This is a genomic window from Alteromonas abrolhosensis, assembly GCF_001953635.1.
GTDB lineage: Bacteria > Pseudomonadota > Gammaproteobacteria > Enterobacterales > Alteromonadaceae > Alteromonas > Alteromonas abrolhosensis.
The window spans coordinates 780,943-805,947 of the sequence record NZ_MEJH01000003.1 but is presented as its reverse complement, the minus strand read 5'-3'; the positions used below and the strand labels follow the sequence as shown (position 1 = coordinate 805,947).

Sequence of the window (25,005 nt, the reverse complement as noted above, 5' to 3'; positions counted from 1 at the left end):
CATGTCAAAACCTGCTGAACGCAATTTGATTGTAGGACTAGATATCGGCACCAGCCAAGTAAAGGCCGTGGTGGGTGAATTACTAGAAGATGATCAAATCAGTATTGTTGGCGTGGGCACCCATGCATCGAAAGGCATGGATAAGGGCGGCGTTAACGATTTGAACCTGGTGGTTAAATCAGTCCAGCGTGCAGTAAACGAGATGGAGTTAATGGCAGATTGCCGTGTGTCTTCAGTTTTCATGTCTATCTCGGGACGTCACGTTAAATGCCAAAATGAAAATGGCATGGTACCGATTAATAACCAGGAAGTAACACAAGAAGACGTAGATAACGTTATTCATGCAGCGCGTAGTGTGCCGATTGCAGCAGAACGTCGTCTACTTCACGTGTTACCACAAGAATTTACCATTGATGTGCAGGAAGGGATTAAGAACCCTATCGGTATGTCAGGAGTAAGAATGGAAGCGGATGCTCACATTATTACCTGTGCCGACGATATGGCGAAAAACATGGTGAAATGTGTAGAGCGTTGTGAACTTAATGCTGATCAGCTGATCTTTTCAGCGTTGGCATCAAGTTATGCGGTACTGACTGACGACGAGCGCGAGCTTGGCGTATGTGTGGTTGATATCGGTGGTGGTACTATGGATATGGTTATCTACACTGATGGCGCTATTCGCCACACAGCGGTTATACCGGTTGCGGGTAATCAAATTACCAGCGACATCGCTAAAATATTTAGAACACCTATTAGCAATGCAGAAGAAATTAAGGTGAACTACGCCTGTGCATTGAAAGACATGGTGAGTATGGAAGACAGCATTGAAGTACCTAGCGTAGGCGGACGCCCTGCTAGAGTGATGTCTCGTCATACATTAGCTGAGGTAATTGAACCTCGCTACCAAGAACTTTTTGAGCTGGTACATGACGAAATTCGTGCCAGCGGTCTGGAAGAGCAAATCGCTGCAGGCCTTGTGCTTACAGGCGGGACCGCTAAGATGGAAGGTGCCGTGGAATTTGCCGAAGAACTTTTCCAGATGCCCGTGCGCGTGGGCAAACCCATCAACGTAAAAGGCTTGTCTGAATATGTTGATGACGCTGGATTTGCGACAGTCGTAGGACTGCTGCAATATGGCAAAGTACAATCTGATAATAAGAAGTCCAGTACGCAGAAGACCGGTGAAAGCTTATTTCATCGAGTGCAAAGCTGGTTTAAAGGTGAATTTTAATTTTATTTGGGGGCGCTATAGCTACGGCATTAAGGCTAGCAGGAAGCAATTAGCCTGAGGGAATGACCTGGCGTAGTGTTGAAAAAGACGTACAACCGGAGAGTAAGTATGTTCGAATTAATGGATAGTCACGGCGAAGAAGCCGTAATTAAAGTCATCGGTGTCGGTGGCGGCGGCGGCAATGCGGTTGAGCACATGGTGTCTCAAAGTATTGAAGGCGTAGAATTTATTGCAGTTAACACCGATGCACAGGTGCTTCGTAGCTCAAGTGCTGACGTTACACTTCAAATTGGCTCAAGTGTAACCAAAGGGTTAGGTGCGGGCGCCGATCCAAACATTGGTCGTGAAGCAGCCCAGGAAGATAGAGAAACTATTCGTCAGGCGCTAGACGGTGCTGATATGGTTTTCATCACTGCCGGTATGGGCGGTGGTACAGGTACGGGCGCCGCGCCAGAAGTGGCGAAGATCGCACGTGAAATGGGTATTCTTACGGTAGCTGTAGTAACTAAGCCGTTCCCATTTGAAGGCAAAAAGCGTACCTCTTTTGCGGAACAGGGCATTGTCGAGCTGTCGAACAACGTTGACTCGCTGATTACTATTCCAAACGAAAAACTACTTAAAGTAATGGGTCCAGGCACACCGCTTCTTCAAGCGTTTAGCGCAGCAAATGACGTATTACGCGGTGCTGTTCAAGGTATTGCAGAACTGATTACCCGTCCTGGTCTAATCAACGTCGACTTTGCAGACGTACGTACTGTTATGTCTGAGATGGGTAAAGCTATGATGGGTAGCGGCGCAGCAAGCGGTCCTGACCGTGCTGAAGAAGCTGCTGAAGCTGCGATTGCTAGCCCGCTTCTTGAAGATATCGACTTGTCAGGTGCGCGCGGTATTCTTGTGAATATCACAGCGGGTCCAGATTTCGCTATCGACGAGTTTGAAACTGTAGGTAACGCTGTTAAAGCGTTCGCATCAGAAAATGCGACCGTGGTTGTGGGTACAGTTATTGATATGGAAATGACAGATGAGCTTCGCGTGACGGTTGTTGCAACCGGTATTGGCGCAGAGCGCAAGCCTGACATTTCGCTAGTAAGCTCTGAAGGTTCTCGTCTTACTACACCAGCAAAAGAGTACGGCAGCACACACTCAAGTGAGCCACGTTCTGCAGTTGGTGGTACAGAAGGCAACCAAGCGCTGAAAGCAGACGACAGTGCGCAGCCAGAAAATGATTTGGAATATTTGGATATTCCTGCATTTCTTCGTAAGCAGGCAGATTAATTTAGCTGCCTGAAACGGAAGGGAATTATTTCGCGTTTGTGATGTCTTACTTAGTAAGGTGTACTTACACGACGTGAAAAATTCGCGTGAATGGGTTAACAAAATACGTAATCTGACAGAGTAAAATCCGTCAGATCGGGTGTTTTTTGACATGTGAGTAATAACTCACTATAATTCGCGCCCGCTTTTTTTAATAGGTAAAAGCTTAAGCAGATGATTAGACAACGTACAATCAAGCAATCGGTCCAAGAGACCGGAATTGGGCTTCATAAAGGGGAAAAGGTCACAATGACTCTCCGACCTGCGCCAGCAAACACGGGTATCGTGTTTAGGCGTGTTGACCTTGAACCACATGTTGACATACCTTCGCGTGCGAACGCGGTAGGTAATACCATGCTGTGTACGTGCCTAAATAACGAAGACGGTGTAACTATCCAAACGGTAGAACATTTAGCGTCTGCGCTTGCAGGTTTAGGTATCGATAACATTATTGTTGAAGTAGACAGTAACGAGCTGCCAATTATGGACGGAAGTGCTAGCCCGTTCGTATTCTTGCTTCAATCTGCTGGTATTGAAGAACTAAACGCGCCTAAGCAATTTATTCGTATTAAAAAGCCAGTTCGCGTTGAAGATGGCGATAAGTGGGCCGAATTAGTGCCTTACGACGGTTTCCGCGTTGATTTCCAAATTGACTTTGATCATCCTGTGATCAGTCAAACTCGTCAGCATATGGTGATGGATTTCGATTCATGCTCATATGTTAACGAAGTAAGTCGTGCACGTACTTTCGGTTTTATGCGCGACTTAGAGTACATGAATGCTAATAACCTAGCGTTAGGTGGCAGCATGGAAAACGCGGTGGCGCTAGACGAATTCCGCGTACTTAACCCAGAAGGGTTGCGCTATGACGATGAGTTCTTGAAGCATAAGATTTTGGATGCTATTGGTGATTTATACCTTGGCGGTCATAGTCTGATTGGTGAATTGCGTGCGTACAAAACAGGTCACGGCCTGAATAACAAGCTATTAAATGCTGTACTTGCGCAAAAAGAGTGTTGGGAGTTCGTGACCTACGACTCACAAGAAACAGCGCCAATTCGTTATGCTCAACCCGTGCTAGCGTAAGATTTTCAAAAAGCCGCCTTACGGGCGGCTTTTTTTCATATGGCAATTACTGAAATAAATGATACAGTAGCCGAATAATTAATATAAATTTCACCCATGTGACATAAAAACGATAGGTCGAAGGTTGTCGCCTTTGGCTAAAAACACATTCATCGTGGTATGAAGTGGTATGAAAAGAGTGGCGTGAAACAGCAATTTTCTTCGTGGTATGAAACTAACTATTACACTAGCAGGTAAAAATAAACGCTATAGGCACAGCATTAGTGTCCGTACGCTTGTGAGCGCAACCGTGCTCTCCTCTATTTTTATGCTAGTGTCGAGCCGTTCAACTGAATCGGTGTCAGAAGATATTGCCCGCGTTCGTTTGGCGCAAACTGAAGTCAATGAACGACAAAAAGACGTTGAAGCACTAAAAGAGCAAACAACGGTTAAATTACAAGCTTTGCTTTCTCACGTCGCAGAGTTATCTGCGCAGGCTACATTGCTGGACGAGAAAGGTAAGCAAATCGCAACAGAATTAGGTATGTCAGCGGCTGACCTGGACGCTTTCGTACCGGTATCGATACCGGATAACCTTCAAGACGATCCCATCCTTTACGAAATAGCCAAACTAGAGCAATCACTCGATTTGAAGTCTCAACAGTTGTCTATGCTTGAAAGTTTGGTCAGGGGTCACCATATCCACGAACAGAGCCAATTATCTGGTCGTCCGATAGAGTCGGGGTGGTTGTCTTCTTATTATGGTATGCGGGCCGACCCGTTTACTGGCGAACCTACCATGCACAAAGGGCTAGATTTCGCAGGTAAAGCAGGGGAAAACGTGGTGGCGACTGCAGCAGGTATTGTTACCTGGGCGGGTGAGCGCTACGGTTATGGCCAACTAGTAGAAATTGATCACGGTGATGGTTTTGTTACCCGCTATGGGCATAACGATACCCTAACTGTTTCAATAGGTGATGTGGTAACCAAAGGGGAACCTATCGCCAAAATGGGCAATACGGGGCGCTCTACTGGCGTTCATGTTCACTACGAAGTAATGAGAAACGGAAAACAAGTCGATCCTCTACCTTTCGTCTATAAAAAGTAGCGTAGGTAGCAGCCAGGTAATTCTCGTTGATAGTGAATTTATTAACTAAAGTCACCTAAAACGAAGAAGCATAATTTTAGAACATCGCAAAACACAACGCGCTTATCGTTGTGTTTTATACGTTTAATTTAGCTGTGCACGTTGTGCGGCGCCTCGACAAGTAGTGGAATAAAAAAGCTAATGTTTTCAAGCATCCTTCGAAAAGTATTCGGTAGTAGAAACGACCGATTATTAAAAAAATTACGCAAAAACGTAGATGCCATTAATGCACTGGAAGCAGAATTTGAAAAGCTTTCTGATGAGGCGCTAAAGGCTAAGACCGACGAATTCAAAGCGCGCATTGAAAAGGGTGAAACCCTTGACGATATTCTTGTTGAAGCTTTCGCTACTGTGCGCGAAGCGAGTAAACGCGTATACGGCATGCGTCACTTCGACGTTCAGATGCTAGGTGGTCAAGTACTTCACCAAGGTAAAATTTCAGAAATGCGTACGGGTGAAGGTAAGACGCTTACCGCTACCTTGCCAACTTACCTTAACGCCTTGTCAGGCAAAGGGGTTCACGTTGTGACCGTGAACGACTACCTTGCCCGCCGTGACGCTGAGTGGAGTAACCAGTTATTTACTTACCTAGGCATGCGCGTTGGCTGTAACGTGCCTGGCATGTCGCCACAGCAAAAACGTGAAGCTTACCAAGCAGACGTAACCTATGGTACGAACAACGAATTTGGTTTTGACTACCTTCGTGACAATATGGCATTTAGCCCACAAGACCGCGTACAGCGCCCGCTTAACTATGCGGTAGTGGATGAAGTTGACTCAATTCTTATCGACGAAGCACGTACACCACTTATTATCTCTGGTCAGGCTGAAGATAGCTCAGAGCTGTATCGCCGTATCAACACTATTATTCCTAAACTTGTTCAGCAAGAAAAAGAAGACGAAGAAGGCCAAGAGGGTGACGGTGATTACACGATTGACCTTAAAGCCAAACAAATTCACCTTACCGAGCGCGGTCAAATTCACGTTGAAGAAATCCTTCAGCAAGAAGGTATGTTACCTGAAGGTGAGTCTTTGTTTGCCGCTGGCAATATTTCACTGCTTCACCATATTAACGCTGCACTTCGTGCGCACAAGTTGTTTGCCAAAGACGTAGACTACATTGTAAAAGATGACCAAATTGTAATTGTTGACGAGCACACCGGCCGTACGATGGAAGGCCGTCGCTGGTCTGAAGGTCTGCATCAGGCAGTTGAAGCTAAAGAAGGGGTTCGTATTCAGAACGAAAACCAAACCCTTGCGTCAATTACCTTCCAGAACTACTTCCGCTTGTATAACAAGCTTGCGGGTATGACAGGTACAGCAGATACAGAAGCCTTCGAATTTAATCATATTTACGGCCTGGAAACGGTAGTTATCCCAACAAACCGTCCTATGCAGCGTAAAGACATGGCTGACCTCATCTACCTAACGGCAGAAGAAAAATACGAAGCCATTGTTGAAGACATTAAAGAGTGCGTTAAACGCGGTCAACCTACGCTTGTGGGTACTGTGTCTATCGAGAACTCAGAGCTCATTTCTCGCATTCTTAAGAAGTCGAAAATTCCTCATAAAGTGCTTAACGCTAAGTTCCACGAACACGAGGCTGATATCGTTGCTCAGGCTGGTAAGCCAGGCGCCGTAACGATTGCAACTAACATGGCGGGTCGTGGTACTGATATCGTGCTAGGCGGTAACTGGCAGGCAGAAGTTGAGAAGCTCGAAAATCCAACTGAAGAGCAAATTAAAAAGATTAAGGCTGAGTGGAAAGAAAGACACGATGCCGTGCTTGCATCAGGTGGCTTACATATTATTGGTACAGAGCGTCACGAGTCTCGTCGTATTGATAACCAGCTTCGCGGTCGTTCAGGTCGTCAGGGTGACCCGGGTTCAAGCCGTTTCTACCTGTCATTAGACGATGCACTTATGCGTATCTTTGCCTCTGAAAAAATGGGCAACATGATGAAGCGTTTAGGTATGGAGCGCGGTGAAGCCATTGAGCATCCGTGGGTAACTCGCGCCATTGAGAATGCACAGCGCAAAGTAGAAGGTCGTAACTTCGACATTCGTAAGCAATTGCTTGAATACGATGATGTGGCCAACGACCAGCGTAAAGTTATCTACGAACAGCGCAATGAGCTTCTTGATGAAGGTGATATTAGCGAGACTATCGCGGCCATTCGTGAAGATGTTATTTCAAGTGTTGTGGATGAGTACATTCCGCCACAATCTCTTGAAGAAATGTGGGACGTTAATGGGCTTGAAGAGCGTATGCGTGCAGACTTTGCCGTAGACCTGCCGATAAAAACCTGGCTTGAAAATGACGACAAGCTTTACGAAGAGAAGCTTCGCGAGCGCATTCTTGGTGAAGTAGTGGATGCCTATAAGCAAAAAGAAGCGGTAGTGGGCGAGCAGGTATTACGCCAGTTTGAAAAAGCGGTAATGCTACAAAACTTAGACAGCCACTGGAAAGAGCATTTGGCAGCGATGGACCATCTGCGCCAAGGTATTCATTTACGCGGCTATGCGCAGAAGAATCCTAAGCAAGAATACAAGCGTGAGTCGTTTGCCTTGTTCTCTCAAATGCTAGAAGCGCTTAAAGTTGAAGTGATCACCATTCTTGCGCGTGTAAAAGTACAAGCTGAAGAAGACGTGCAAAAAGTAGAAGAGCAACGTCGTCAAGCTGACGATGTACCTAAGAACTTCGAGCACGAAGAAGCGAGTGCAACACCAGAAGAAGCTAGCGACAGAGTGCGTACGCAAGTGCGCGAAGGCGCGAAAGTAGGCCGTAACGACCCATGTCCATGTGGTTCGGGTAAAAAGTATAAGCAGTGTCACGGTAAACTTAAGTAATGAAAGTGGTACATGTTGCTGTGGGCGTTATCGCCCGCGGCGATGATATATTTATTACGCTTCGCCCCGACGACGTCCATCAAGGCGGGAAATGGGAATTTCCCGGCGGTAAAGTGGAAGAGGGTGAAACCGTTCTTCAGGCGTTAAGGCGAGAGCTTGCTGAAGAAGTGGGAATTACCGTTAATCACAGCGAGCCTGTGATTGTCATTACCCACGACTACGGCGACAAGCAAGTTAAGCTAGATGTACACCGTGTGAATCATTTCACTGGTGAGCCCCATGGCAAAGAAGGACAGGCATCGCGCTGGATTAATGTGAAGTCACTCAACGCCAATGACTTTCCCGAAGCGAATATACCCATCATTAGCGCTTTACAGTAATTTCGCCCTACACACCTGACTAGTCCTGAAATAGGTTGACACTTATTTCGGTTAAAACGCCCGATGTATTTCATCGGGCGTTTTGTATTTAAGGGCCAGATGTGGCCTCCTACCATTATAGATAGCTACTGACTCTGCAACCATCTTTCTCGCTTCTTCTAAATCTCTTGGCTTATGGAGTAAGTATTCATTTTTAAGAATACCGTTTATCCGCTCTGCAAGGGCGTTTTGATAGCAGTCGTAGCCATCTGTCATTGAGCACTGNTGACTAGTCCTGAAATAGGTTGACACTTATTTCGGTTAAAACGCCCGATGTATTTCATCGGGCGTTTTGTATTTAAGGGCCAGATGTGGCCTCCTACCATTATAGATAGCTACTGACTCTGCAACCATCTTTCTCGCTTCTTCTAAATCTCTTGGCTTATGGAGTAAGTATTCATTTTTAAGAATACCGTTTATCCGCTCTGCAAGGGCGTTTTGATAGCAGTCGTAGCCATCTGTCATTGAGCACTGCACATTATGTTTTCTATGGAGTTTTTGATACTCTTCTGAGCAATACTGTATCCCTCTGTCAGAATGATGTACGAGTTTTTCTTTTGTACTTTTTTGTTTAAGCGCTCGAGTAAACGCTTGCTTTACTGACTGCGTTCGCATGTTATCGTCAACCTGATAGCCCACAATCTTCCGCGAATAAGCATCTGTAATGAGACTCACATAACTCTCTCCACTTCGCGTCGGCAAGTACGTGATATCCGCTACCCATAGCTGATTGGGTTTATCCGCTTTGAGCCCCGCTTTAATGAGGTTGGGATGGCAGCGGAACCGATGATGACTATTCGTTGTTTTGTGATAGGCACGCTTTGTCGGCACCAGTAGACGCCTTTCTCTTAGTAAATTAAAGAGATGATCCCTACCAATGTCTATTTTAACGAGCGCAAGAAGATACTGTAGTTTCCTAGTGCCGATGCGAGGTTGCATCATTCGCTCCTGACGTACGAACTGAATGACTCTATCCTCATGCGCTTCGCGCTTGACTGAACGAGCACAATGTTGGTAATAGGCCTGACGAGAAATATTCAGATAACGACAAGCTTTGGCTACAGAAACCCCGTCTATCACTTTTTCCTGGACGACTTTCTTTTGCGCTTTTTTACAACGCTAACTCCATAATCAGTTTCAAGAACATTCACGACGGCTTCAAAGAAATCAGCTTTCATTTTCGTATCAGCAAGCTCTTTCTCCAGAGCCTTAATACGCTGTTCTGGAGTGAGCTCTACTTTGGACTTATCCACGCAATTACCTCGTTTAAGAAACTTAGGTGTTCCATCCGTCCAATTTAGACGACCATGCTTACGAAGCCAAACTAAAACCGTTGAACACCCCTGAATTCCGTAGTGGTCTTGTGCTTGTTTATATGTGAATTCGCCTTTTTCAACTTGGTCTACAACAGCCAATTTAAAAGCGAGGGAATAATCGCGTTGAGTTCTTTTGCTATTTGATTTCATTACACTCTCCAAATTAAGTTTGAAAAGTGTCAACGCTATTTAGGATGGGTCANGAAACTTAGGTGTTCCATCCGTCCAATTTAGACGACCATGCTTACGAAGCCAAACTAAAACCGTTGAACACCCCTGAATTCCGTAGTGGTCTTGTGCTTGTTTATATGTGAATTCGCCTTTTTCAACTTGGTCTACAACAGCCAATTTAAAAGCGAGGGAATAATCGCGTTGAGTTCTTTTGCTATTTGATTTCATTACACTCTCCAAATTAAGTTTGAAAAGTGTCAACGCTATTTAGGATGGGTCAACCTCATCAATTAAAGCGGCCAAGTGCCGCTTTTTTCTTATACGTAAGTATAAGCTGCTAATTCATCAGCATTTTTTCTTAAAAATAATCTCGCCAACGAATAACCTTATTAGACTTTTGTACTTTGACAAAGTAGTAATTGTCACCTTATCCAAAGTTACGAATATAAGTTTTTGTTTTTATACTGGTATGTAAAAAAGTGTCATTTATGACATTTGTGTCATCACTGTACTGAATTTTGATTTTGCAAGACAGGCGTACCTTCTTCTATACAAACGTATCTCGTTTAATACATAAACGCGCCTCTTTCTCAACGATATTTGAATAGTGCATTAACAGCCATTCATATATCGAGGTTACTTATGGCGCTCAAAAAATCTACCGAACAAACAGTCGCACCTGCAGTGCGAGTTGATGCAAAGATGCGTAAAGAAGCGGAAGAGGAGCGCCGCAAAGCAAGAACACTCGCAAGGCAGCAGCAAGCTGCAGAACGAGTTGCTTCCGCTACCACTGAGCTTGCAAGTGGTATTAATCAGGCATCAAGCGCAACCGATCAGTTATCCACTGCAGTTAACGAAATTGCAGCAGGCGCCGAGGAATCGAGCAGTGCAAGCCAAGAAAGCTTAGCGGCTATCACTCAGATTTCAGGTGGTCTTGTTGCACAGCTTGAATTGGCAGGCTCGACAATGGACAAAACCAACGAGCTTCAAACTTACCTTGAGCGTGTGGTTGGCGATTTAAGCACCATGATGACCAGCGTTAAAACTGCGTCTGAGCATCAATCACGCTCAGTGGTCATGATGAGCGAGTTAGAGCAACAAGCATCAAACATCGGCGAAGCTGTCAAACAAGTTACCCGCATTGCCGATCAGACGAACTTGCTAGCGCTTAACGCTGCTATTGAAGCGGGACGGGCTGGTAAGCACGGAAAGGGATTTGCTGTAGTCGCCGATACGGTTCGCGCGCTCGCAGAAGTGTCAGACAAAAGTGCTGCAGATATAGCTAAGCAGATAGAGCGTATTCAACAGCAATCTAACAGTGTCTCTGATGCCGTTAAATCATCATCGCAAGCGGCGCTTGAGGAAGTGACCAAAGGCCAAGCGGTTACCGAGCAACTTATCACCATAAAATCAGACATGCAGAGCATTGCAGACGGTGCGGGTGAACTACAGGCACAAGTCAAATCGATGGATGCAGCGGCTAAAGAAATTCAAACTGGTTCAGAAGCAATATCGTGTGCTGCCGACGAGCAATCTACCGCAGCCCAAGAAGTGTCGTCTAATGTTTCTGAGCAGAGCGTGGCCTTGTCTCAAGCTGAACAGGCTGCGCAGTCATTAGAAATAATTACTGAAGAGCTGAAAAACAGTACAGACATTAACAAGAGTGCAGAAGAAGTGGCGTCTTCTGCAGAAGAGTTGTCAGCAACCCTTGAAGAAATCAATCGCTCATCCAGTGAAATCATGACGGCATTGACCCAAGTGAATAATGGCTCTCAACAAGCTGCAAGCTCTGTCGACCAAGCCGTCGGAAATATCGACTTGTTAAGAGAAGGCGTTGATAAAGCTTCTGCGCAGTGTGATGTGGCTTTAGAAAAAGGCAAAGCTATTACTGGATTACTTAAAGAAAACCGTGCGTTGATTGAGGGAATGGTTAGCGGCATAAACTTGGCCCTTGAAACAAGCAAAGAAAATGTGAGTGCCATCAGTGAGATGGAAGTCATGACGCGTCAAATAGATAAGGTTATCGATACTATCACCACGGTATCAGTAAAAACCAGCATGTTGGCAGTAAACGGAGCAGTAGAAGCGGCGCGAGCAGGTGAGTATGGCAAAGGTTTTGCGGTTGTGTCAGCAGATATTCAAAGCCTAGCAGATGAAGCGGCTGAAAATGTAGAGCAGATAAAAGACCTTATCAAAGCCATTCAAGACCAAACCATGAGTGTGAAAACAGACTTAACAAATGTTGCTGAAAGTGCGTCTAGAGAGGTCATGAAAGCGAAGCAAACTACGCAAGATGTCGAAAGAATCGCGAATGATATTACCGAAGTTGTTCAATATAACCAAGCAATGAAAGAGCGTGGCGAAGAAATTGCCGCGGGTGTTACACAGGCTCAGCGGGGGTTGGAGCAAATAGCGACGGCAAATGAGCAAGCAAGCAGTAACTGTCAACAGGCGCTCAACGCTGCAGATCAGCAGAGCAAAGGTATGGAAATCTTGGCCAAGTCAATTGAAGAGATTGCTTCAGTGGCAGACGAAATGCAAAACGGCTAATCCATAACGCTTGTGTCAAATAGAGGAGCTTGCCTCATGAGTAACGAAAAAACGAACAATGAGACCGCAAACGAAACAGAGCAAATGGCTGGTGGTGAAGAACAGTTTGTTTCTTTCATGGTCAACGACGAGCGTTTCACTTTTCCAATGCTCGCGGTGGGCGAAATCATTCGCGTACCAACGATGGTTTCTGTCCCCCTTGGTCCTGCGCAAATGATTGGCCTCGCAAACTTACGTGGAAACGTGTTGCCAGTTTACGACTTAAGCACAATTTTACTCGGTGTACGGGCACAAGTGAGTGATGTCACCCGCGTAGTTGTAGTGGAATCTGAACTTGGTAGCGTTGGCTTTCTGGTAGACAGAGTGCTACGTGTTTACAGCGTTTGTAGCGATGCTGTTATTGACAAAACCTCAATGACAGATTCCATCGCCTACGACTATATGCAAGGCATCATTAAACAGAGCGACCAGCCTGTAGAGCAAATCTTAGATGTATCTGCACTTGCAAAAGCGCAGGCTGTTGTTAAGCAAGATGGCAACACAATGCAGCTTTCGGGGATGAAGCATATTGATAATGACGCGCCTGTGGATGCTCAAGAGGAAGACCATTTACAGCAGTTAGTGTGTTTTTCGCTAGAAGACCAAGAGTTTGCATTTCATCTTCAAGACGTGGAAGAGATTGTGCGCGTTCCCTCCGAGATATCTCAATTGCCAGATAGTGCACCTTCTGTCTTGGGATTGGTCAACCTTCGCGGCCGCATTATTCCCATTGTCGATTTATCGAATTCCATTGGCATGATGCCTACTGAGATTAACGAGGCATCGCGCATTGTGGTAACACAGCACAGCGAGTTTGGTAGCGTTGGCTTTGTGGTAGCGAAAGTCAGTAATGTGGTATCCATCTCTGAGGCTGAACTGGAATCAGTACCCTCGGTATGCAATGACGGTGCGGAGTCAGGGCTACTTGAAGCCGTATATCGCAGCGATGGCGGCAAACGCCTGGTGTCTATTATCAACCTTTCCAACATCTACAGCCGGGCGCTGATGAGCGTATTAACCAGTCTTGATGCCGATATTCAGCAGGAGTCTCAAATGAATGATAGCAACGATATATCAATCGATGAGGATGATTGCGAGCAATACGTCATCTTTTGGATCAATGGGCAAGAATATGGCGTGAGCATTGATGATACTCAAGAAATTACGCGAGTACCTGAAAAACTCGAAAGTGTGCCGAGTACGCCAGATTACTTAAAGGGGATTGTTAATCTTCGGGGTACGGTATTACCGGTTATCGACTTGCGCAGCCGCTTAGGTTTGCCGTGTAGCGAAACCTCAGAACGTCAGCGCATTGTTGTACTTACTAAAGATAAACAGCGGACCGGCTTCATTGTTGATGGCGTCGCGGAAGTGAAGACTGTGGTTAGGCAGACAATCGAAGAAGCACCTTCGCTCTCTGAGATGCAATCTGAGTTCTTAAACCGTTTGATCAAGCTTAATGATGAGAAACGCATTATTCAAATCATTGAGCCAAAGGTTTTACTTGATGATAACGCTATTTCCAAAGCTCAAGCGCAGCGCTAGCTAATATTCGAGGTTATGTATGGCAGTAAAAGTACTTATCGTCGACGATTCCGCGTTAATGCGAAAGCTATTTACGCAACTTTTCGAGAAAGAAGGCTTTATTGTTCAAATAGCACGTAATGGCGAAGAAGCGCTAACGAAAGCTATCGAGTTCCAACCAGATTGTATTACGCTGGATATCAATATGCCGGTAATGGATGGCATGACGTGCCTGGCGATGCTTAAGAAACTCTATCCGTGCCCTATTATTATGGTGTCGTCACTTACACAAAAAGGTGCAACCATTACTTTAGAGGCGCTTGCCTTAGGTGCCAGTGACTTCGTGTTAAAAACGGGGGGGACAGTATCTCGGGACATTTCCGACATAGAAGTACCGTTAATAAATAAAATCCATGCTTTGGCCAAAACTGGCAAACCACAGCGCCCTACAATAAAACCGCCCCCAGTCGTGACACAAAAAGCTGTTCGCAATAAAAAGAGCATTCCCTTTGAAGTCGTGTTGATAGGCGTTTCCACTGGTGGTCCCAAAAAGCTTGAACATCTGGTAGCTAACTTAAGCCCCACATTCCCTGTTCCCATTGTTATTTCACAGCACATGCCTGCGTCTTTTACCAGTGCGCTAGCTAAACGCTTGGACGGCATTAGTCCGCTAAATGTGGTTGAGGTGAACACGAAGATGCCCATAAAGGCTGGCAATGTCTATCTTGCAAAAGGGGATGCCGACCTCGCCTTCTCAAAAATAGGTGGTGAAGTCTCAGCGCGTCCTGTGCCTTCAAGCCCAAGTTTTTTGTGGCATCCCAGTGTAGATCGTATGGTCGACAGCGCCCTCAATTGTTACAAGCCTTTGTCTATGCTTTGCGTACAGCTCACTGGAATGGGGTGTGACGGGGTTGCCGCTATGAGCAAAGCATTCAAAGAAGGGGCGACAACTATCGCAGAGAGTGAAGCGACCTCAGTTGTTTTTGGTATGCCAAAAGAGCTTATTGAGGCGGGCTGCGCCAGCTTCGTACTAGATAGTCCCAAGGTCGCATCTAAATTGAATGCGCTTTGTCGTTAAGAGGAGAAGTAATCATGGGTCTAAAGAAGAAAATAGCGCCTATCGCCGATATTTCCAATGACTTTGAGGAAAAGCGCGAACACCCTCGAACGAAAGAGCAACTTATTAGTGACCTGAGTTCTAGCGACAGTGATGTGCGCCGGTGGGCGGTAAGAGATTTGAGCGGCCAAAAAGACGCACTCGATGCTTTTATATACCGATTGCCACAAGAAGATGACCCAACTGTGATAGAGGCATTGTTTAGCGCACTTGAGCACGACATGACTCAAAGTCATGCCTCGCAAGTCATTACCATGCTTAAAAGCGAACATGTGCAGTTGCGAAATGGGGCCATTGAGCTTATGCAGCAAAATCCTGATATTTTTGCCGCGAATGTTAATTTGCTCATGCATGATGACGACCCAGATACTCGTATTTTCTGCGTAGACATCATTGGAGCAGTTGCTCATATAGATGCAGTGAACTGGTTACATCAATTTGCTTTAAATGACGACAATGAAAATGTTGTTGGAACCGCACTGGACAAACTCGCTGAAATTGCCGATGTGTCAACGTTAGATATCCTGCAAACCGTCGAAAGCCGCTTTCCTAACCATAGCTACATTCAGTTTGTGATTTCGCTAATTCGTGATCAAGTGAGAAATTCCGATGAGTAATGTAGCGCTAGAACAAATAGGTGCTGCCGATTTCGAACGGTTCCGCTCCATGTTTTACCGGAAAACCGGGATCCATTTCGAAAACTCGAAACGCTATTTTGTAGATAAACGTCTTCATGAACGCATGAAGGCTACAGGTCATACAAGTTTTAAGGGATATTTTACCTACATGCGGTTTCAAGCGTCGGGTGAAGAATTCCAGAATCTTGTGAATTCGATGACTGTCAACGAAACGTATTTCTTCCGTGAAGAATATCAATTTGAAGCGATGACAAGAGAAATAATGGATGAGTTAGACAGTTATCGTCCTGCTGGAGAGGATTTGCGCATTTGGTCAGTACCTTCAAGCACTGGCGAAGAGCCATACTCAATAGCGATATATCTTATCGAGTATTGGAAAGGGCTAGCACACAGAGATGTAGAGCTTATCTCATCTGATATTGACAGCAACGTGCTGGCATCAGCAAAAAAGGGGCTTTATTCCAAACGCTCAGTTCAGAACATTCCACTTCCCCTGGTGAAAAAGTATTTCAAAGAAATTAATGGGCAATTCCAGCTAAGTGATGACATCCGTGAGTCAGTGTCTTTTACCCTCGCAAATATATTATCGGCAAGCAATATGAAGCAATTCAGACATTTTGACCTCATTTTCTGCCGAAACTTGCTCATTTATTTTGATGATGAATCGCGTAAGAAGGCAGCGCAAGTGCTTTACGACGCCATGAAGCCAGGTGGGTACATTTTTTTAGGACACAGTGAATCGATGAGCCGTATTTCGTCCATGTTTAAGGTACGTAAGTTTGGCGATGTGATTGCTTATCAGAAGCCACTTGCAGGAGGGGCATAACATGAAGACAGTGATGATTGTTGATGATGCCTCTACGGTAAGATTGTTCCACAAAATGCTGGTGTCTTCACCAGATCGAATTATCGAAGAGGCGGAAAATGGTGTAGAAGCGCTTGAGAAGGCTATAGGAACAAGCGTGGACTTATTCCTTGTTGATGTAAACATGCCGAAGATGGATGGCTATCGGCTATGTAAGGAAATAAGGCTCAATGAAGCACTACGAGCAGTTCCTATTATCATGATAAGCACCGAGTCAGCCAATCAAGACGCCGAGCGAGCCTATCAATGTGGTGCGAATTACTACATGACAAAACCTGTCGATGCAGACACGTTAAAGTCGGTAGTAAGCGCAGCGATTGGAGGGGAAGCCAATGAGTGAATTACTCGACGTATTTATTGGCGAGTCGCGCGAGAATTTAGAGTCGGCGAGTCAGGAGCTTATAGCAATTCAGTCTTCAGGCCCAGCTTCAGAGCGTGTGGATAAAATCTTTCGCGACCTGCACACCATTAAAGGCTCCTCTGATTTATTTGATATTAAGCCGTTAACTCGCCTAGCTCACGCGGCAGAAGATTTACTTGATAGTGTAAGGTCGAATGAGGTCACCTACAGCGACGGCATAGGCGACTTGTTGCTTGAAGCCTTGGACCAAATTTCAATATGGTTCGACGAGCTTGAAGTAGGCTCGCAGGATTTAGAAAAGTGGAAACCAATATCGACTCAGCTAAGCGCTCAACTAAGACACTTTATCGACCCAACAGCACTGAGTAACATCGAAGAGAGCAACAACGCAGTCAACAATGAAGGTGTAGTTGCCGATGCGCAAGCATTAAGCGAAGAGCAAATAGCGCTGCTAGCAAGTTTCGGTGAAAATGCTGAATTACAATTACTTTGTAAGGCGACAGGTTCACACTGTTACTTCATCAACTACACACCCGATGAAGGCTGTTTCTTTCGCGGAGAAGACCCAATAAACGTTGCGGCAGCCTTGCCAGGGTTAAAAGCTCTTGAAATTGAAATCCCCGAATTAGCCGAAGATGCAGATATCTATAACTGTTTTACGTCAATTAAGGCGCTTGGCGCTGCTAGCGAAGATGCAGTTAAACAACATATGGCGTATTACGAGGGGCAGTACTCTTACGTCATCTTCTCCATTAAAGCGTTACAAGCTGCATGCGTTAATAAAATACAAAAATGCGTTAAGCATATCGACGACAACACCTTAACCCAAGCCATAAACGAAAGAGACATAGAGCAAGTTCATGCTAGCGCCGGACTATTGCTTGCCTCACTCAACTTTGATGACAGCGAAAATGCTAGCGCTAATAAGGCGGTGCTAAGCGTGTTAACTTCAGTCGACGAATTGAGTTTTCTTGATAACGAGAGCCGAGATGACGAGAGCTTGAGTACAGACATTAATACCAATGTGTCTTCTGAAGTCGATATAAGTAAGGCAAATGAAACAGGCGACTCGAAAGGAGAAGCGTCTAAGCCAAAAACCTTAGCGTTGCACGAACGAGCGATGCTGAAACAACAGCTTACGCTACTAAATTCGAATAACTATAAATCTGAATTAATGTTCCCTTCTATCGCAGGGCTGGTGGGCAATATTCTGGGCGCCTCATTTGAAAATGATGACGCGCTGGCGGAGGCCATTAGTAATGCGTTAGATGATGAAACAATTCAAGAGCAAGCAAATGATGAGCAGGCGCAACAAACATCGAGTGACGCGACAGCTGAGGTTACACAGCCCGCTAACGCACCAGAAACAACTGATGATACAGCCGCTCCTGTAAAAGCTGAACGCCAAGCGGTGAAAATGCTCAAGGTCGATCAGTCAAAAATAGACTACCTGATGGACATTGTTGGCGAGCTAACCGTTGCCAAAAATTCTCTGCCTTATCTAGCAAAGCAAGCTGAAGAAGAGGGAGGCAGCAAAAAGCTCAGTAAGCAAATCAAAGCCCATTTCTCCATTGTTAACCGACTAACTGAATCGCTTCAAAGTGCTGTACTTCAGATTCGTATGGTCCCGGTTTCTCACGTATTTCAACGCTACCCTCGCTTAGTGCGGGATTTAGCCAGAAAGCTCGATAAAAAAATCGAGTTATGTATGCAGGGTGAAGACACTGAGTTTGACAAAAATTTAATTGAATCACTATCTGAACCGCTCATTCACTTACTAAGAAATAGCATAGATCACGGCATAGAGTCTCCTGCAGAGCGACTTGCAGCAGGAAAACCTGAAGTAGGTCGAATCGACCTCATTGCAACACCGCTAGATGATAGCGTAATCATAGAAATTCGTGACGATGGTAAGGGCATCGACCCACACAAAATAAAGCTTCTGGCGTTTCAAAAAGGGATTATTAGTGAAACACAGCTTGAAACGTTGGACGACAACGAAGCGCTTCAGCTAATTTTTGCAGCGGGTTTTTCTACGTCCGAGCAAGAGTCAGATCTGTCAGGACGTGGCGTTGGAATGGATGCCGTAAAAACCATGGTTAGCCAGGCTGGTGGCACCATCGAAATGCAAAGTGAAGTGGGTGTAGGAAGTACCTTCAAATTGCTATTACCTCAAACCATGTCGGTAAATCGGGTAATGATGTTCGAAGTGAACGATCAAATGTTCGGTGTTGGGATGGATGCCGTTGTAGAAACCGTCAAAGTCCCTGCAGCCGATATTCAGCGTATTCGCAATGAACATGTACTGGTAATCCGAGAAAAGCTTATACCTCTATGTGATTTACGAGTAGCACTGGGTTTCGAACAAGCCGGGGAAAGACAAGAGCATTCAATTCTCGTGGTATCGACGCCCCAGGGAGAATTCGGGTTAATCATCGATAAGTTTCACGAAGGAATCGACGTCATTCAAAAGCCGCTTGAGGGTGTGCTCGCCGGATACGCTCACTTTTCGGGAACAGCGCTGCTAGGCGATGGGCGTGTGTTGTTGATTATCAATGTTCAAGAGGTACTAGCAAAATGCCTGTAGCTTATAAAAAGAAAGTCGCGGTCATGACCGGTCACTGTGAAATTGAAGAAGCTGAAACACTCTTTGCTTGGCTGAATGAAGAGACCTCCCGACAAGTCAATTTAAAAGCGTTAACTAGTGCACATACCGCTGTATACCAGGTGCTACTCGAAAAGAAACCAAAAGTGAGCGTGTGGCCTGAAGCCGATGCACTCTTTTGGCTGACTGAAATGATGCAACGCAATCAAAGTAGAGTGTGGTTCGAATGAGAGTGATCACGGTAGCTAATCGTAAAGGCGGTACGGCGAAGACCACCACGGTGGTAAATCTCGCTTATGGCTTCGCACAGGCGAACAAGCGGGTTATGGTGCTGGACCTGGATAATCAAGGCCATGTTATGCACGGGTTAAAGGCACTCGGATGCGTTCAACAAAACGACATAACTCAGCTGCCGCTCAACGCCTTTTTTAGAGCTATCGTGAAGTGTTCCGACAACATTTATGCAACCGATGTTGATACCTGTAATGCCAACACGACTGATGAAATTACGCTGGATGTTTTACGTAATTGGTGTGACTCGGAAGCGGTAACTGAACATTTCGATATTGTTCTTATAGATACGCCGCCAACATTGAGCCCGCAGTTGATGTCCGCGCTCTCGGCTGCGACCGATATCATTATTCCCGCCACACCGCTTCCATTGGCAAGTGATGGTGTTCAAAAGCTTCTCAATGCCTGTAGAAATGCTATGGCAGAACGAAAATTCAGAGCAACCAAACTCACTATTTTACCTGTCATGGTAGAGCAAAATCTAAAACTGCATAGACAGGAGTTAAATAACTGGTATGGGCGCTATGGACGAAGCAAAGTACTAAGCCCCATTAGAAAAAGCATCAAACTCGCCGAGGCATTTGCAGAAAATAAGCCTGTATTTGCCTACGCGCCCAATAGTCGTGGCGCACATGACTATCTTGAATTATGTAAACAGTTAATAGGCTAACACGAGAGGTAATGCAATGAGCGCAATACACTTAATAGATGACTCGGCCACCATGCTAATGAGCATGGAAATGTTATTAAAACGCGCAGGCTATACGGTCACAAAATCGGAAAGTGCGGAAGCGGCTATGACAGCCCTTGAATCAATCAGTCCTAAATTAATTATCACAGATTTGAACATGCCGGGCATGAACGGGATAGAGCTTATAAAAGCGTTAAAGCAGCAATCTAAATTTAGATTTACTCCCATGTTGATGTTGACCACAGAATCGCAACAAAGTCGTCGCGAAGAAGCAAAATCGGCAGGCGCAACAGGTTGGCTGGTTAAACCGGTTGAGCCAGAGCAATTGTTAGGTGTAGTAAAGCAGTTGGTGCCAACTGCATAAGGTTAGATTATGAAAGTACTTGAAAAAACAAAGCAGTATTATGAAATGGTACTCGCTGAGAAGTTTAAAGTGCTTAAGGATAAGACTAAGAATATACAGGACTCATTTTTGCTTTGGAGCGGTTTGGTAAGTGCGTCTGCATTTGGAATAGCAGTTTCGCTAAACGCCCCCATAGAATTATTTAGCGGGCATGCAGGCACCATTACCACAATCATTGGCTTCTTAAGTTTTATTACGTGGTATTCAAGAAGGCAAACAAGTGTCTTCACAGCCAGCTTTAATCGACAAGAAGACTACCTTCAGGAAACCTCAAAACAACTCAACGAGACACATGCTCAAGTCAGCGAATACGTAGCCATTTTAAAAGGGCAAATGGACGGCATTAGCGCTATCACCGAAGACGCCTCGATGGAGTTGATGAAGGCGCTATACGAAATTGAAAGTAGTATTCAAGACAGCATAGACAATGTCGAGTTAGGCCAAAAGAACGCGCTTAGCTGCAAAGAAAAAAGCGCCGATGAGTTTGAGCTTGCCGCGCAGCGTTTATCGAGTATTAAAGCCATGATAAGTACCCAGCGAGAGCAGCAGATTGCAGATACTGAAGCGATTCAAGGTGTAATGCGAGAAGTCGAGAACCTCAAAGAGTTGACGGAGTTAGTTAAAAATATTGCATCGCAAACTAATTTGCTAGCGCTAAACGCTGCTATCGAGGCAGCTCGAGCAGGAGAATACGGAAGAGGCTTTGCAGTGGTGGCAGAACAAGTGCGAATACTGTCTTCTCAGTCTTCAGATGCGGCTGAAAAAATTGAGTCAGGTATAAAGTCTGCTCTTGATGCCGCGCATCATCAAGGAGAGAAAATGCTTAATTCAACACGGTCAAATGATACGTGTGACTTACTAACGGGGTTTTCCGAATCGTTAGAAAACATTACCGCCCATTATCGGGTGCTAGAAGAGCTAAACCCCAAAATGCTGGCGTGTTTTTCACAGAGTGCGACAGAAGTGGCGTCTAAAGTGAGCGGGGCGATAGCTAAAATTCAATTTCAAGATATTATTCGCCAGCGCACCGAACACGTGAAGTTAGAGCAAGACACGATTGTTAGCTTGTTCGGGCAGTTTTCGTCTTACATCGATAATCGAGAACATTTCGACGAGTCGTTTAATTTAAGCACGAAAGAAATGTTTGAAAAGTACGTTATGGAAGATCAGCGCAAAATACATTTTGATATTAATGAGTCTTCCCCAGAAGGAAAAAATGAGTTTGAAGAGGCGCGAGAGCCTAAGATAGAACTCTTTTAATGACGGGCCCATAAGGGCCCAATAGGTTTTTTAGTTGATTCTTTTCACCACGCTGCTGGCGACTAACAATAACAAGGCAGTTTAAGTCTACAAGGTTATTCGCTCAGCCGTGGCAAACGCTACATCTAATTTGAAATAAGCGGCTTCATTAATGAAGTGAGGGTAGGTTTCGGTGTCGCCGTCCCACACAATGTCTTTGCCATCAAACGTCCTAAACACGGGCATGCCAGGCATGAGAGGCTTAAAATCATTGTCTTGTAGTGAATGATGAATCATGGCGGTACGTTTTCCATTAGCATCTAGCGGAAAAGACACGTTATCACCTAATCGAAAAGCCTCGCAGGCGGGCAATGCCTCGGTACTGATCTCGCCGTTGTTATACGCTGCACAAAAATCCAATATAGCTTCGGCCATGGTTTGCGTTAGAAGATAAACATCTTCTCGTAGCACGCCCTGTGGCTGCCCACCCACTTCTATCATTACCCCTTTTTTACCCGTGGTGCACAGGTAACCATGCTCAAGGTAGGGCTTTTCGTCCTCTACCAGGATGTTGGCTTCTGGCATTTGCTGCTTTACGTATCGGGCCAGTTGAATATGAAATTCATCCGCTTCCAGAATGATAAGCGTGGCACCCATTTCGCTGGTGGTGTTGTGGATATCAATCACCAAATCCGTATTCGAATTACCTTTAGGTCCAAACTTATTGTTAAGCGATTTAGCCAACACGGCTTCTTTGGCTGGATTGTCGACCGACAAACGCTCAAGCGTAAATTGTCGGTTTAAGTCTTCTTCTACAAATCGTACGTTTGCAGCAAGGGCGGCTTCATTGGCAATATTCAATGAAACATTAAGTTCATTAAATCGCGAAGGTAGGCCGAACTGTTGCCAGTTTCGAATAAGCTGAATACCACTGGTTTCGTTACCGTGAGTACCACCAACAAGCGCGATAGAATTAAACATGCATGTTCCTTTTTGTTTAGAGTGAGTATGAGGTAGGAAGGCGCAGCGAAGTATTGCTTAATATATTTGCTCAACGTCTTGATAAATCAATACGGATGAGTAGTGTACATTTACCTGTTACTTGTACCTAAAACACCTACCAATTACTTGGTTGCCAAGTAAGCAGATACTACACCACAGCGCTTGGTACGAGAATACGTCTAAACGGAATTTACTTAAATACTGGTGCTAGTCAGATTCTAGATAGTAGCAGGGCGCAACTAGTGCTTAAAGAAGTCATCAGATTGCTGCGCTAACATAGCCTCTATCTCTTCAACATCGATATGCTTAGGTGTTGCGTCTTCTGCAGGCTTACCCGCAATTTTTCTGTCTTCTGCTGCCCATTCACCTAAATCGATAAGCTGGCATTTTTTACTGCAAAAAGGGCGGTATTCGCTTGTAGGTGCCCAAACAACTTGTTTGGCACAAATGGGACATTTCACTTCCATACTTTACTCCAGTGAAATACGTCTTAACGGCGTAGTTTGTAGAACCTAAACTTTACCGTAGACGGGAAATAAAAAACTGACGGTTAGTTTAACAGGCAGCTAAACGAAACTGAATACTGCTTTCCACAGCGCCAGTTTGTCCTTCCTGAGGAGAAAACAGCATAAAACGAAGTGCGTAACGGTACTTGTTGCCGCTCAGCGTAGGGTAATACCCTTCATCAACGCTACATTTGACGCGAATTAATTCGTTTTTATCTTCTGCTGCACCTTGGTAAAAACCGTTGTCAGCCACCACGTTGACAAATTGACCTCGTTCGCGAATAAACGACAGGCTTACGGCAATGGCGTCGTCAAGCAAGGCTAACGTTTCAAGCCATTGTGCTATTTCAGCAAGGCGTTGTTCTAGTGGCTGCTGTAGCCAAAAATGTAGGTTAGGTAAGTCGAAACTGCACGCGCCACCAGGAATAGCAAAGCGCTGCCTAATCGCGCTAAGCAATTTATCTTCTTTTAGGGCGCTGCCAAAACGGCGGTCGGTTTTTAGCTTTTGCTTTAAAGTCAGAACCGTTTTCAAGGCTTGTTCTAATGCGGTGCTGTCTATTTTGGGATGCTTAGACCAATACACCAAATTCTTTTCATGCGCCTCAAGATCTTTGGTCAGATCTGAACGAAGATCCAACCTTTCTATAAGGTCGAGCAATTCGAAAAGTTGTTCGAAAAATACAAGTTGAAGGTGCGTATGTTCAGATTTAGCCGTAATTTTGAGTTGTCCAAGCAGCTGCTCAACACGTAAATAGTTACGTACTTTTTCCTTTAGTGGAAATTCGAAAACAGCGTGACCCATGGAACCCCTTAAAACACATAGACTTAGAGAAATTGTGCTAAAAAAATAGCAGAATAGCGAATGCCAACAAGCCTAAAGCATCAAAGCGTTTAAGCCAAGTATACTTGTTCGACAAATTTCTACTTTGACGTTATTTGGTCAAAAAAGTTCCAAAAATCAACTTCTAACACAGTGATCGCTCATTTGGGAGGGCAGGAGGCTGTGTCCAGGTTGTGGCTTTACGTCAATCTCAATATTTACAATATTGCGTCAGACAGCCCGAGTAATTTGTTATGCAAGGCTTTAACTTGCGAGGAAAGGGCATCTAAGCTGGTACTGTTGTCTAGTACATCGTCTGCGGCACTAAGGCGTTCTTCGCGAGAGGCTTGTGACGCCATAATACTTTTAATAGTAGCTTCAGAGCTGCCGTCTCGCTTTAGAGCGCGTTCAAGTTGCAGTGATTCGGGGCAATCGACCACCACCACATGATTGCACATTACCGTAAGTTTGTTTTCGACCAATAATGGTACAGACAAAATGCAATAAGGGGAGGTGGCTTCGCTAATAAGCTGCTGCATACGAGCTCGTATAAGCGGGTGAAGTAAACCGTTAAGCCATTGTTTCTCTTCAGAGTTGGCAAAGACCTTTTCGCGAAGTGCGGCGCGATCTAGGCTACCGTCTTCAAGTAAAATACGCTCGCCAAAGTGTTCAGCTATTTGCTGTAACCCTTCTGAACCTACAGCGACCACATCTCTTGCGACCTCGTCGGCGTCCACAATGTCTATACCTAGAGACGCAAAAATATCAGTGGCAGCAGATTTACCGCTACCTATTCCGCCAGTAAGACCCACTACGAAATTGTTTTGTTTTTTCATATCGC

The 25,005-nt window shown here is 45.1% G+C and carries 22 protein-coding genes and 2 pseudogenes; 17 read left to right on the top strand and 7 right to left on the bottom strand.

Features of this window, described 5'->3' with window-relative positions:
• Position 1: 1 nt before the first annotated feature.
• The 6 genes from ftsA (at position 2) to mutT (ending at position 7,987) form a co-directional block, all read left to right on the top strand.
• Entirely contained in the window at positions 2–1,231 is a 1,230-nt protein-coding gene (gene ftsA, locus BGK61_RS05615; RefSeq protein WP_014980043.1) for a cell division protein FtsA, read from the top strand.
• 108 nt (positions 1,232–1,339) lie between these two features.
• Positions 1,340–2,506, top strand: a complete 1,167-nt coding sequence (ftsZ, locus tag BGK61_RS05610; RefSeq protein WP_014999266.1) for a cell division protein FtsZ — start codon at positions 1,340–1,342, stop codon at positions 2,504–2,506.
• A gap of 213 nt (positions 2,507–2,719) precedes the next feature.
• Positions 2,720–3,631 carry a UDP-3-O-acyl-N-acetylglucosamine deacetylase gene (gene lpxC / locus BGK61_RS05605; RefSeq protein ID WP_014999265.1) on the top strand — a complete coding sequence of 304 codons (912 nt, stop codon included), beginning with the start codon at positions 2,720–2,722 and terminating at the stop codon, positions 3,629–3,631.
• Between the two features lie 208 nt (positions 3,632–3,839).
• Positions 3,840–4,718: a M23 family metallopeptidase gene (locus BGK61_RS05600; protein WP_076010828.1), complete on the top strand. Its 879-nt coding sequence runs from the start codon at positions 3,840–3,842 to the stop codon at positions 4,716–4,718.
• Between the two features lie 180 nt (positions 4,719–4,898).
• Positions 4,899–7,607, top strand: a complete 2,709-nt coding sequence (secA, locus tag BGK61_RS05595; RefSeq protein ID WP_014999263.1) for a preprotein translocase subunit SecA — start codon at positions 4,899–4,901, stop codon at positions 7,605–7,607.
• On the top strand, positions 7,607–7,987 hold the full coding sequence (gene mutT, locus BGK61_RS05590) for an 8-oxo-dGTP diphosphatase MutT (RefSeq protein WP_076010829.1): 381 nt from the start codon (positions 7,607–7,609) through the stop codon (positions 7,985–7,987). Before secA ends, mutT begins: the two co-directional genes overlap by 1 nt.
• 51 nt (positions 7,988–8,038) lie before the next feature.
• Here mutT and BGK61_RS19880 read toward each other — a convergent pair.
• The 3 genes and pseudogenes from BGK61_RS19880 to BGK61_RS05570 form a co-directional block, all read right to left on the bottom strand.
• Positions 8,039–8,251: pseudogene (locus BGK61_RS19880) on the bottom strand (integrase core domain-containing protein); the annotation flags it as partial.
• 36 nt (positions 8,252–8,287) lie between these two features.
• A protein-coding gene (locus BGK61_RS05580) for an IS3 family transposase (RefSeq protein ID WP_108721586.1) occupies positions 8,288–9,492 on the bottom strand; the annotation gives its coding sequence in 2 pieces (ribosomal slippage) (positions 8,288–9,120 and positions 9,120–9,492; 1,206 coding nt in all).
• A gap of 69 nt (positions 9,493–9,561) precedes the next feature.
• Positions 9,562–9,741 (bottom strand): annotated as a pseudogene (locus tag BGK61_RS05570) (IS3 family transposase); the annotation flags it as partial.
• A 414-nt stretch (positions 9,742–10,155) separates the two neighbouring features.
• Here BGK61_RS05570 and BGK61_RS05565 point away from each other — a divergent pair.
• The 11 genes from BGK61_RS05565 to BGK61_RS05515 are packed head-to-tail and all read left to right on the top strand — an operon-like array spanning position 10,156 to position 21,857.
• Positions 10,156–12,063, top strand: coding sequence for a methyl-accepting chemotaxis protein (locus BGK61_RS05565; protein WP_076011332.1), 1,908 nt, complete (start codon positions 10,156–10,158; stop codon positions 12,061–12,063).
• Positions 12,064–12,099: 36 nt separating this feature from the next.
• Positions 12,100–13,647, top strand: coding sequence for a chemotaxis protein CheW (locus BGK61_RS05560; protein ID WP_076011331.1), 1,548 nt, complete (start codon positions 12,100–12,102; stop codon positions 13,645–13,647).
• 19 nt (positions 13,648–13,666) lie between these two features.
• Positions 13,667–14,704, top strand: a complete 1,038-nt coding sequence (gene cheB, locus BGK61_RS05555) for a chemotaxis-specific protein-glutamate methyltransferase CheB (protein ID WP_076011330.1) — start codon at positions 13,667–13,669, stop codon at positions 14,702–14,704.
• Between the two features lie 14 nt (positions 14,705–14,718).
• Positions 14,719–15,360, top strand: a complete 642-nt coding sequence (locus BGK61_RS05550) for a HEAT repeat domain-containing protein (protein ID WP_076011329.1) — start codon at positions 14,719–14,721, stop codon at positions 15,358–15,360.
• The gene (locus BGK61_RS05545; protein ID WP_076011328.1) at positions 15,353–16,207 is read left to right on the top strand and encodes a CheR family methyltransferase; all 855 of its coding nucleotides are present in this window, start codon (positions 15,353–15,355) and stop codon (positions 16,205–16,207) included. Before BGK61_RS05550 ends, BGK61_RS05545 begins: the two co-directional genes overlap by 8 nt.
• A gap of 1 nt (position 16,208) precedes the next feature.
• Positions 16,209–16,586 carry a response regulator gene (locus BGK61_RS05540; RefSeq protein ID WP_076011327.1) on the top strand — a complete coding sequence of 126 codons (378 nt, stop codon included), beginning with the start codon at positions 16,209–16,211 and terminating at the stop codon, positions 16,584–16,586.
• Positions 16,579–19,194, top strand: a complete 2,616-nt coding sequence (locus BGK61_RS05535; protein ID WP_076011326.1) for a chemotaxis protein CheA — start codon at positions 16,579–16,581, stop codon at positions 19,192–19,194. Before BGK61_RS05540 ends, BGK61_RS05535 begins: the two co-directional genes overlap by 8 nt.
• On the top strand, positions 19,185–19,442 hold the full coding sequence (locus BGK61_RS05530) for a hypothetical protein (RefSeq protein ID WP_076011325.1): 258 nt from the start codon (positions 19,185–19,187) through the stop codon (positions 19,440–19,442). The genes BGK61_RS05535 and BGK61_RS05530 overlap by 10 nt, the downstream gene beginning before the upstream one ends.
• Positions 19,439–20,173: a ParA family protein gene (locus BGK61_RS05525; protein WP_076011324.1), complete on the top strand. Its 735-nt coding sequence runs from the start codon at positions 19,439–19,441 to the stop codon at positions 20,171–20,173. Before BGK61_RS05530 ends, BGK61_RS05525 begins: the two co-directional genes overlap by 4 nt.
• Positions 20,174–20,189: 16 nt before the next feature.
• On the top strand, positions 20,190–20,558 hold the full coding sequence (locus BGK61_RS05520; RefSeq protein ID WP_076011323.1) for a response regulator: 369 nt from the start codon (positions 20,190–20,192) through the stop codon (positions 20,556–20,558).
• Between the two features lie 9 nt (positions 20,559–20,567).
• Positions 20,568–21,857 (top strand): methyl-accepting chemotaxis protein, encoded by a 1,290-nt coding sequence (locus BGK61_RS05515; RefSeq protein ID WP_076011322.1) that lies wholly within the window; start codon positions 20,568–20,570, stop codon positions 21,855–21,857.
• Between the two features lie 87 nt (positions 21,858–21,944).
• On the opposite strand, the gene BGK61_RS05510 is transcribed toward BGK61_RS05515, so the two are convergent.
• The 4 genes from BGK61_RS05510 to coaE all read right to left on the bottom strand — a co-directional run bounded on the left by BGK61_RS05510 (position 21,945) and on the right by coaE (position 25,000).
• On the bottom strand, positions 21,945–22,817 hold the full coding sequence (locus tag BGK61_RS05510) for an aspartoacylase (protein ID WP_076011321.1): 873 nt from the start codon (positions 22,815–22,817) through the stop codon (positions 21,945–21,947).
• Positions 22,818–23,077: 260 nt separating this feature from the next.
• Entirely contained in the window at positions 23,078–23,305 is a 228-nt protein-coding gene (gene yacG / locus BGK61_RS05505) for a DNA gyrase inhibitor YacG (protein WP_014950407.1), read from the bottom strand.
• Between the two features lie 88 nt (positions 23,306–23,393).
• Positions 23,394–24,146 carry a cell division protein ZapD gene (zapD, locus tag BGK61_RS05500; protein ID WP_014999260.1) on the bottom strand — a complete coding sequence of 251 codons (753 nt, stop codon included), beginning with the start codon at positions 24,144–24,146 and terminating at the stop codon, positions 23,394–23,396.
• Positions 24,147–24,382: 236 nt separating this feature from the next.
• Positions 24,383–25,000 (bottom strand): dephospho-CoA kinase, encoded by a 618-nt coding sequence (gene coaE / locus BGK61_RS05495; RefSeq protein ID WP_076011320.1) that lies wholly within the window; start codon positions 24,998–25,000, stop codon positions 24,383–24,385.
• Positions 25,001–25,005: the final 5 nt, after the last annotated feature.

Bases quoted from the DNA above. Each gene is read 5' to 3' on its own strand.
- ftsA (WP_014980043.1), top strand. From the start codon at position 2: ATGTCAAAACCTGCTGAACGCAATTTGATTGTAGGACTAGATATCGGC.
- ftsZ (WP_014999266.1), top strand. From the start codon at position 1,340: ATGTTCGAATTAATGGATAGTCACGGCGAAGAAGCCGTAATTAAAGTC.
- lpxC (WP_014999265.1), top strand. From the start codon at position 2,720: ATGATTAGACAACGTACAATCAAGCAATCGGTCCAAGAGACCGGAATT.
- BGK61_RS05600 (WP_076010828.1), top strand. From the start codon at position 3,840: ATGAAACTAACTATTACACTAGCAGGTAAAAATAAACGCTATAGGCAC.
- secA (WP_014999263.1), top strand. From the start codon at position 4,899: ATGTTTTCAAGCATCCTTCGAAAAGTATTCGGTAGTAGAAACGACCGA.
- mutT (WP_076010829.1), top strand. From the start codon at position 7,607: ATGAAAGTGGTACATGTTGCTGTGGGCGTTATCGCCCGCGGCGATGAT.
- BGK61_RS05565 (WP_076011332.1), top strand. From the start codon at position 10,156: ATGGCGCTCAAAAAATCTACCGAACAAACAGTCGCACCTGCAGTGCGA.
- BGK61_RS05560 (WP_076011331.1), top strand. From the start codon at position 12,100: ATGAGTAACGAAAAAACGAACAATGAGACCGCAAACGAAACAGAGCAA.
- cheB (WP_076011330.1), top strand. From the start codon at position 13,667: ATGGCAGTAAAAGTACTTATCGTCGACGATTCCGCGTTAATGCGAAAG.
- BGK61_RS05550 (WP_076011329.1), top strand. From the start codon at position 14,719: ATGGGTCTAAAGAAGAAAATAGCGCCTATCGCCGATATTTCCAATGAC.
- BGK61_RS05545 (WP_076011328.1), top strand. From the start codon at position 15,353: ATGAGTAATGTAGCGCTAGAACAAATAGGTGCTGCCGATTTCGAACGG.
- BGK61_RS05540 (WP_076011327.1), top strand. From the start codon at position 16,209: ATGAAGACAGTGATGATTGTTGATGATGCCTCTACGGTAAGATTGTTC.
- BGK61_RS05535 (WP_076011326.1), top strand. From the start codon at position 16,579: ATGAGTGAATTACTCGACGTATTTATTGGCGAGTCGCGCGAGAATTTA.
- BGK61_RS05530 (WP_076011325.1), top strand. From the start codon at position 19,185: ATGCCTGTAGCTTATAAAAAGAAAGTCGCGGTCATGACCGGTCACTGT.
- BGK61_RS05525 (WP_076011324.1), top strand. From the start codon at position 19,439: ATGAGAGTGATCACGGTAGCTAATCGTAAAGGCGGTACGGCGAAGACC.
- BGK61_RS05520 (WP_076011323.1), top strand. From the start codon at position 20,190: ATGAGCGCAATACACTTAATAGATGACTCGGCCACCATGCTAATGAGC.
- BGK61_RS05515 (WP_076011322.1), top strand. From the start codon at position 20,568: ATGAAAGTACTTGAAAAAACAAAGCAGTATTATGAAATGGTACTCGCT.
- BGK61_RS05510 (WP_076011321.1), bottom strand. From the start codon at position 22,817: ATGTTTAATTCTATCGCGCTTGTTGGTGGTACTCACGGTAACGAAACC.
- yacG (WP_014950407.1), bottom strand. From the start codon at position 23,305: ATGGAAGTGAAATGTCCCATTTGTGCCAAACAAGTTGTTTGGGCACCT.
- zapD (WP_014999260.1), bottom strand. From the start codon at position 24,146: ATGGGTCACGCTGTTTTCGAATTTCCACTAAAGGAAAAAGTACGTAAC.
- coaE (WP_076011320.1), bottom strand. From the start codon at position 25,000: ATGAAAAAACAAAACAATTTCGTAGTGGGTCTTACTGGCGGAATAGGT.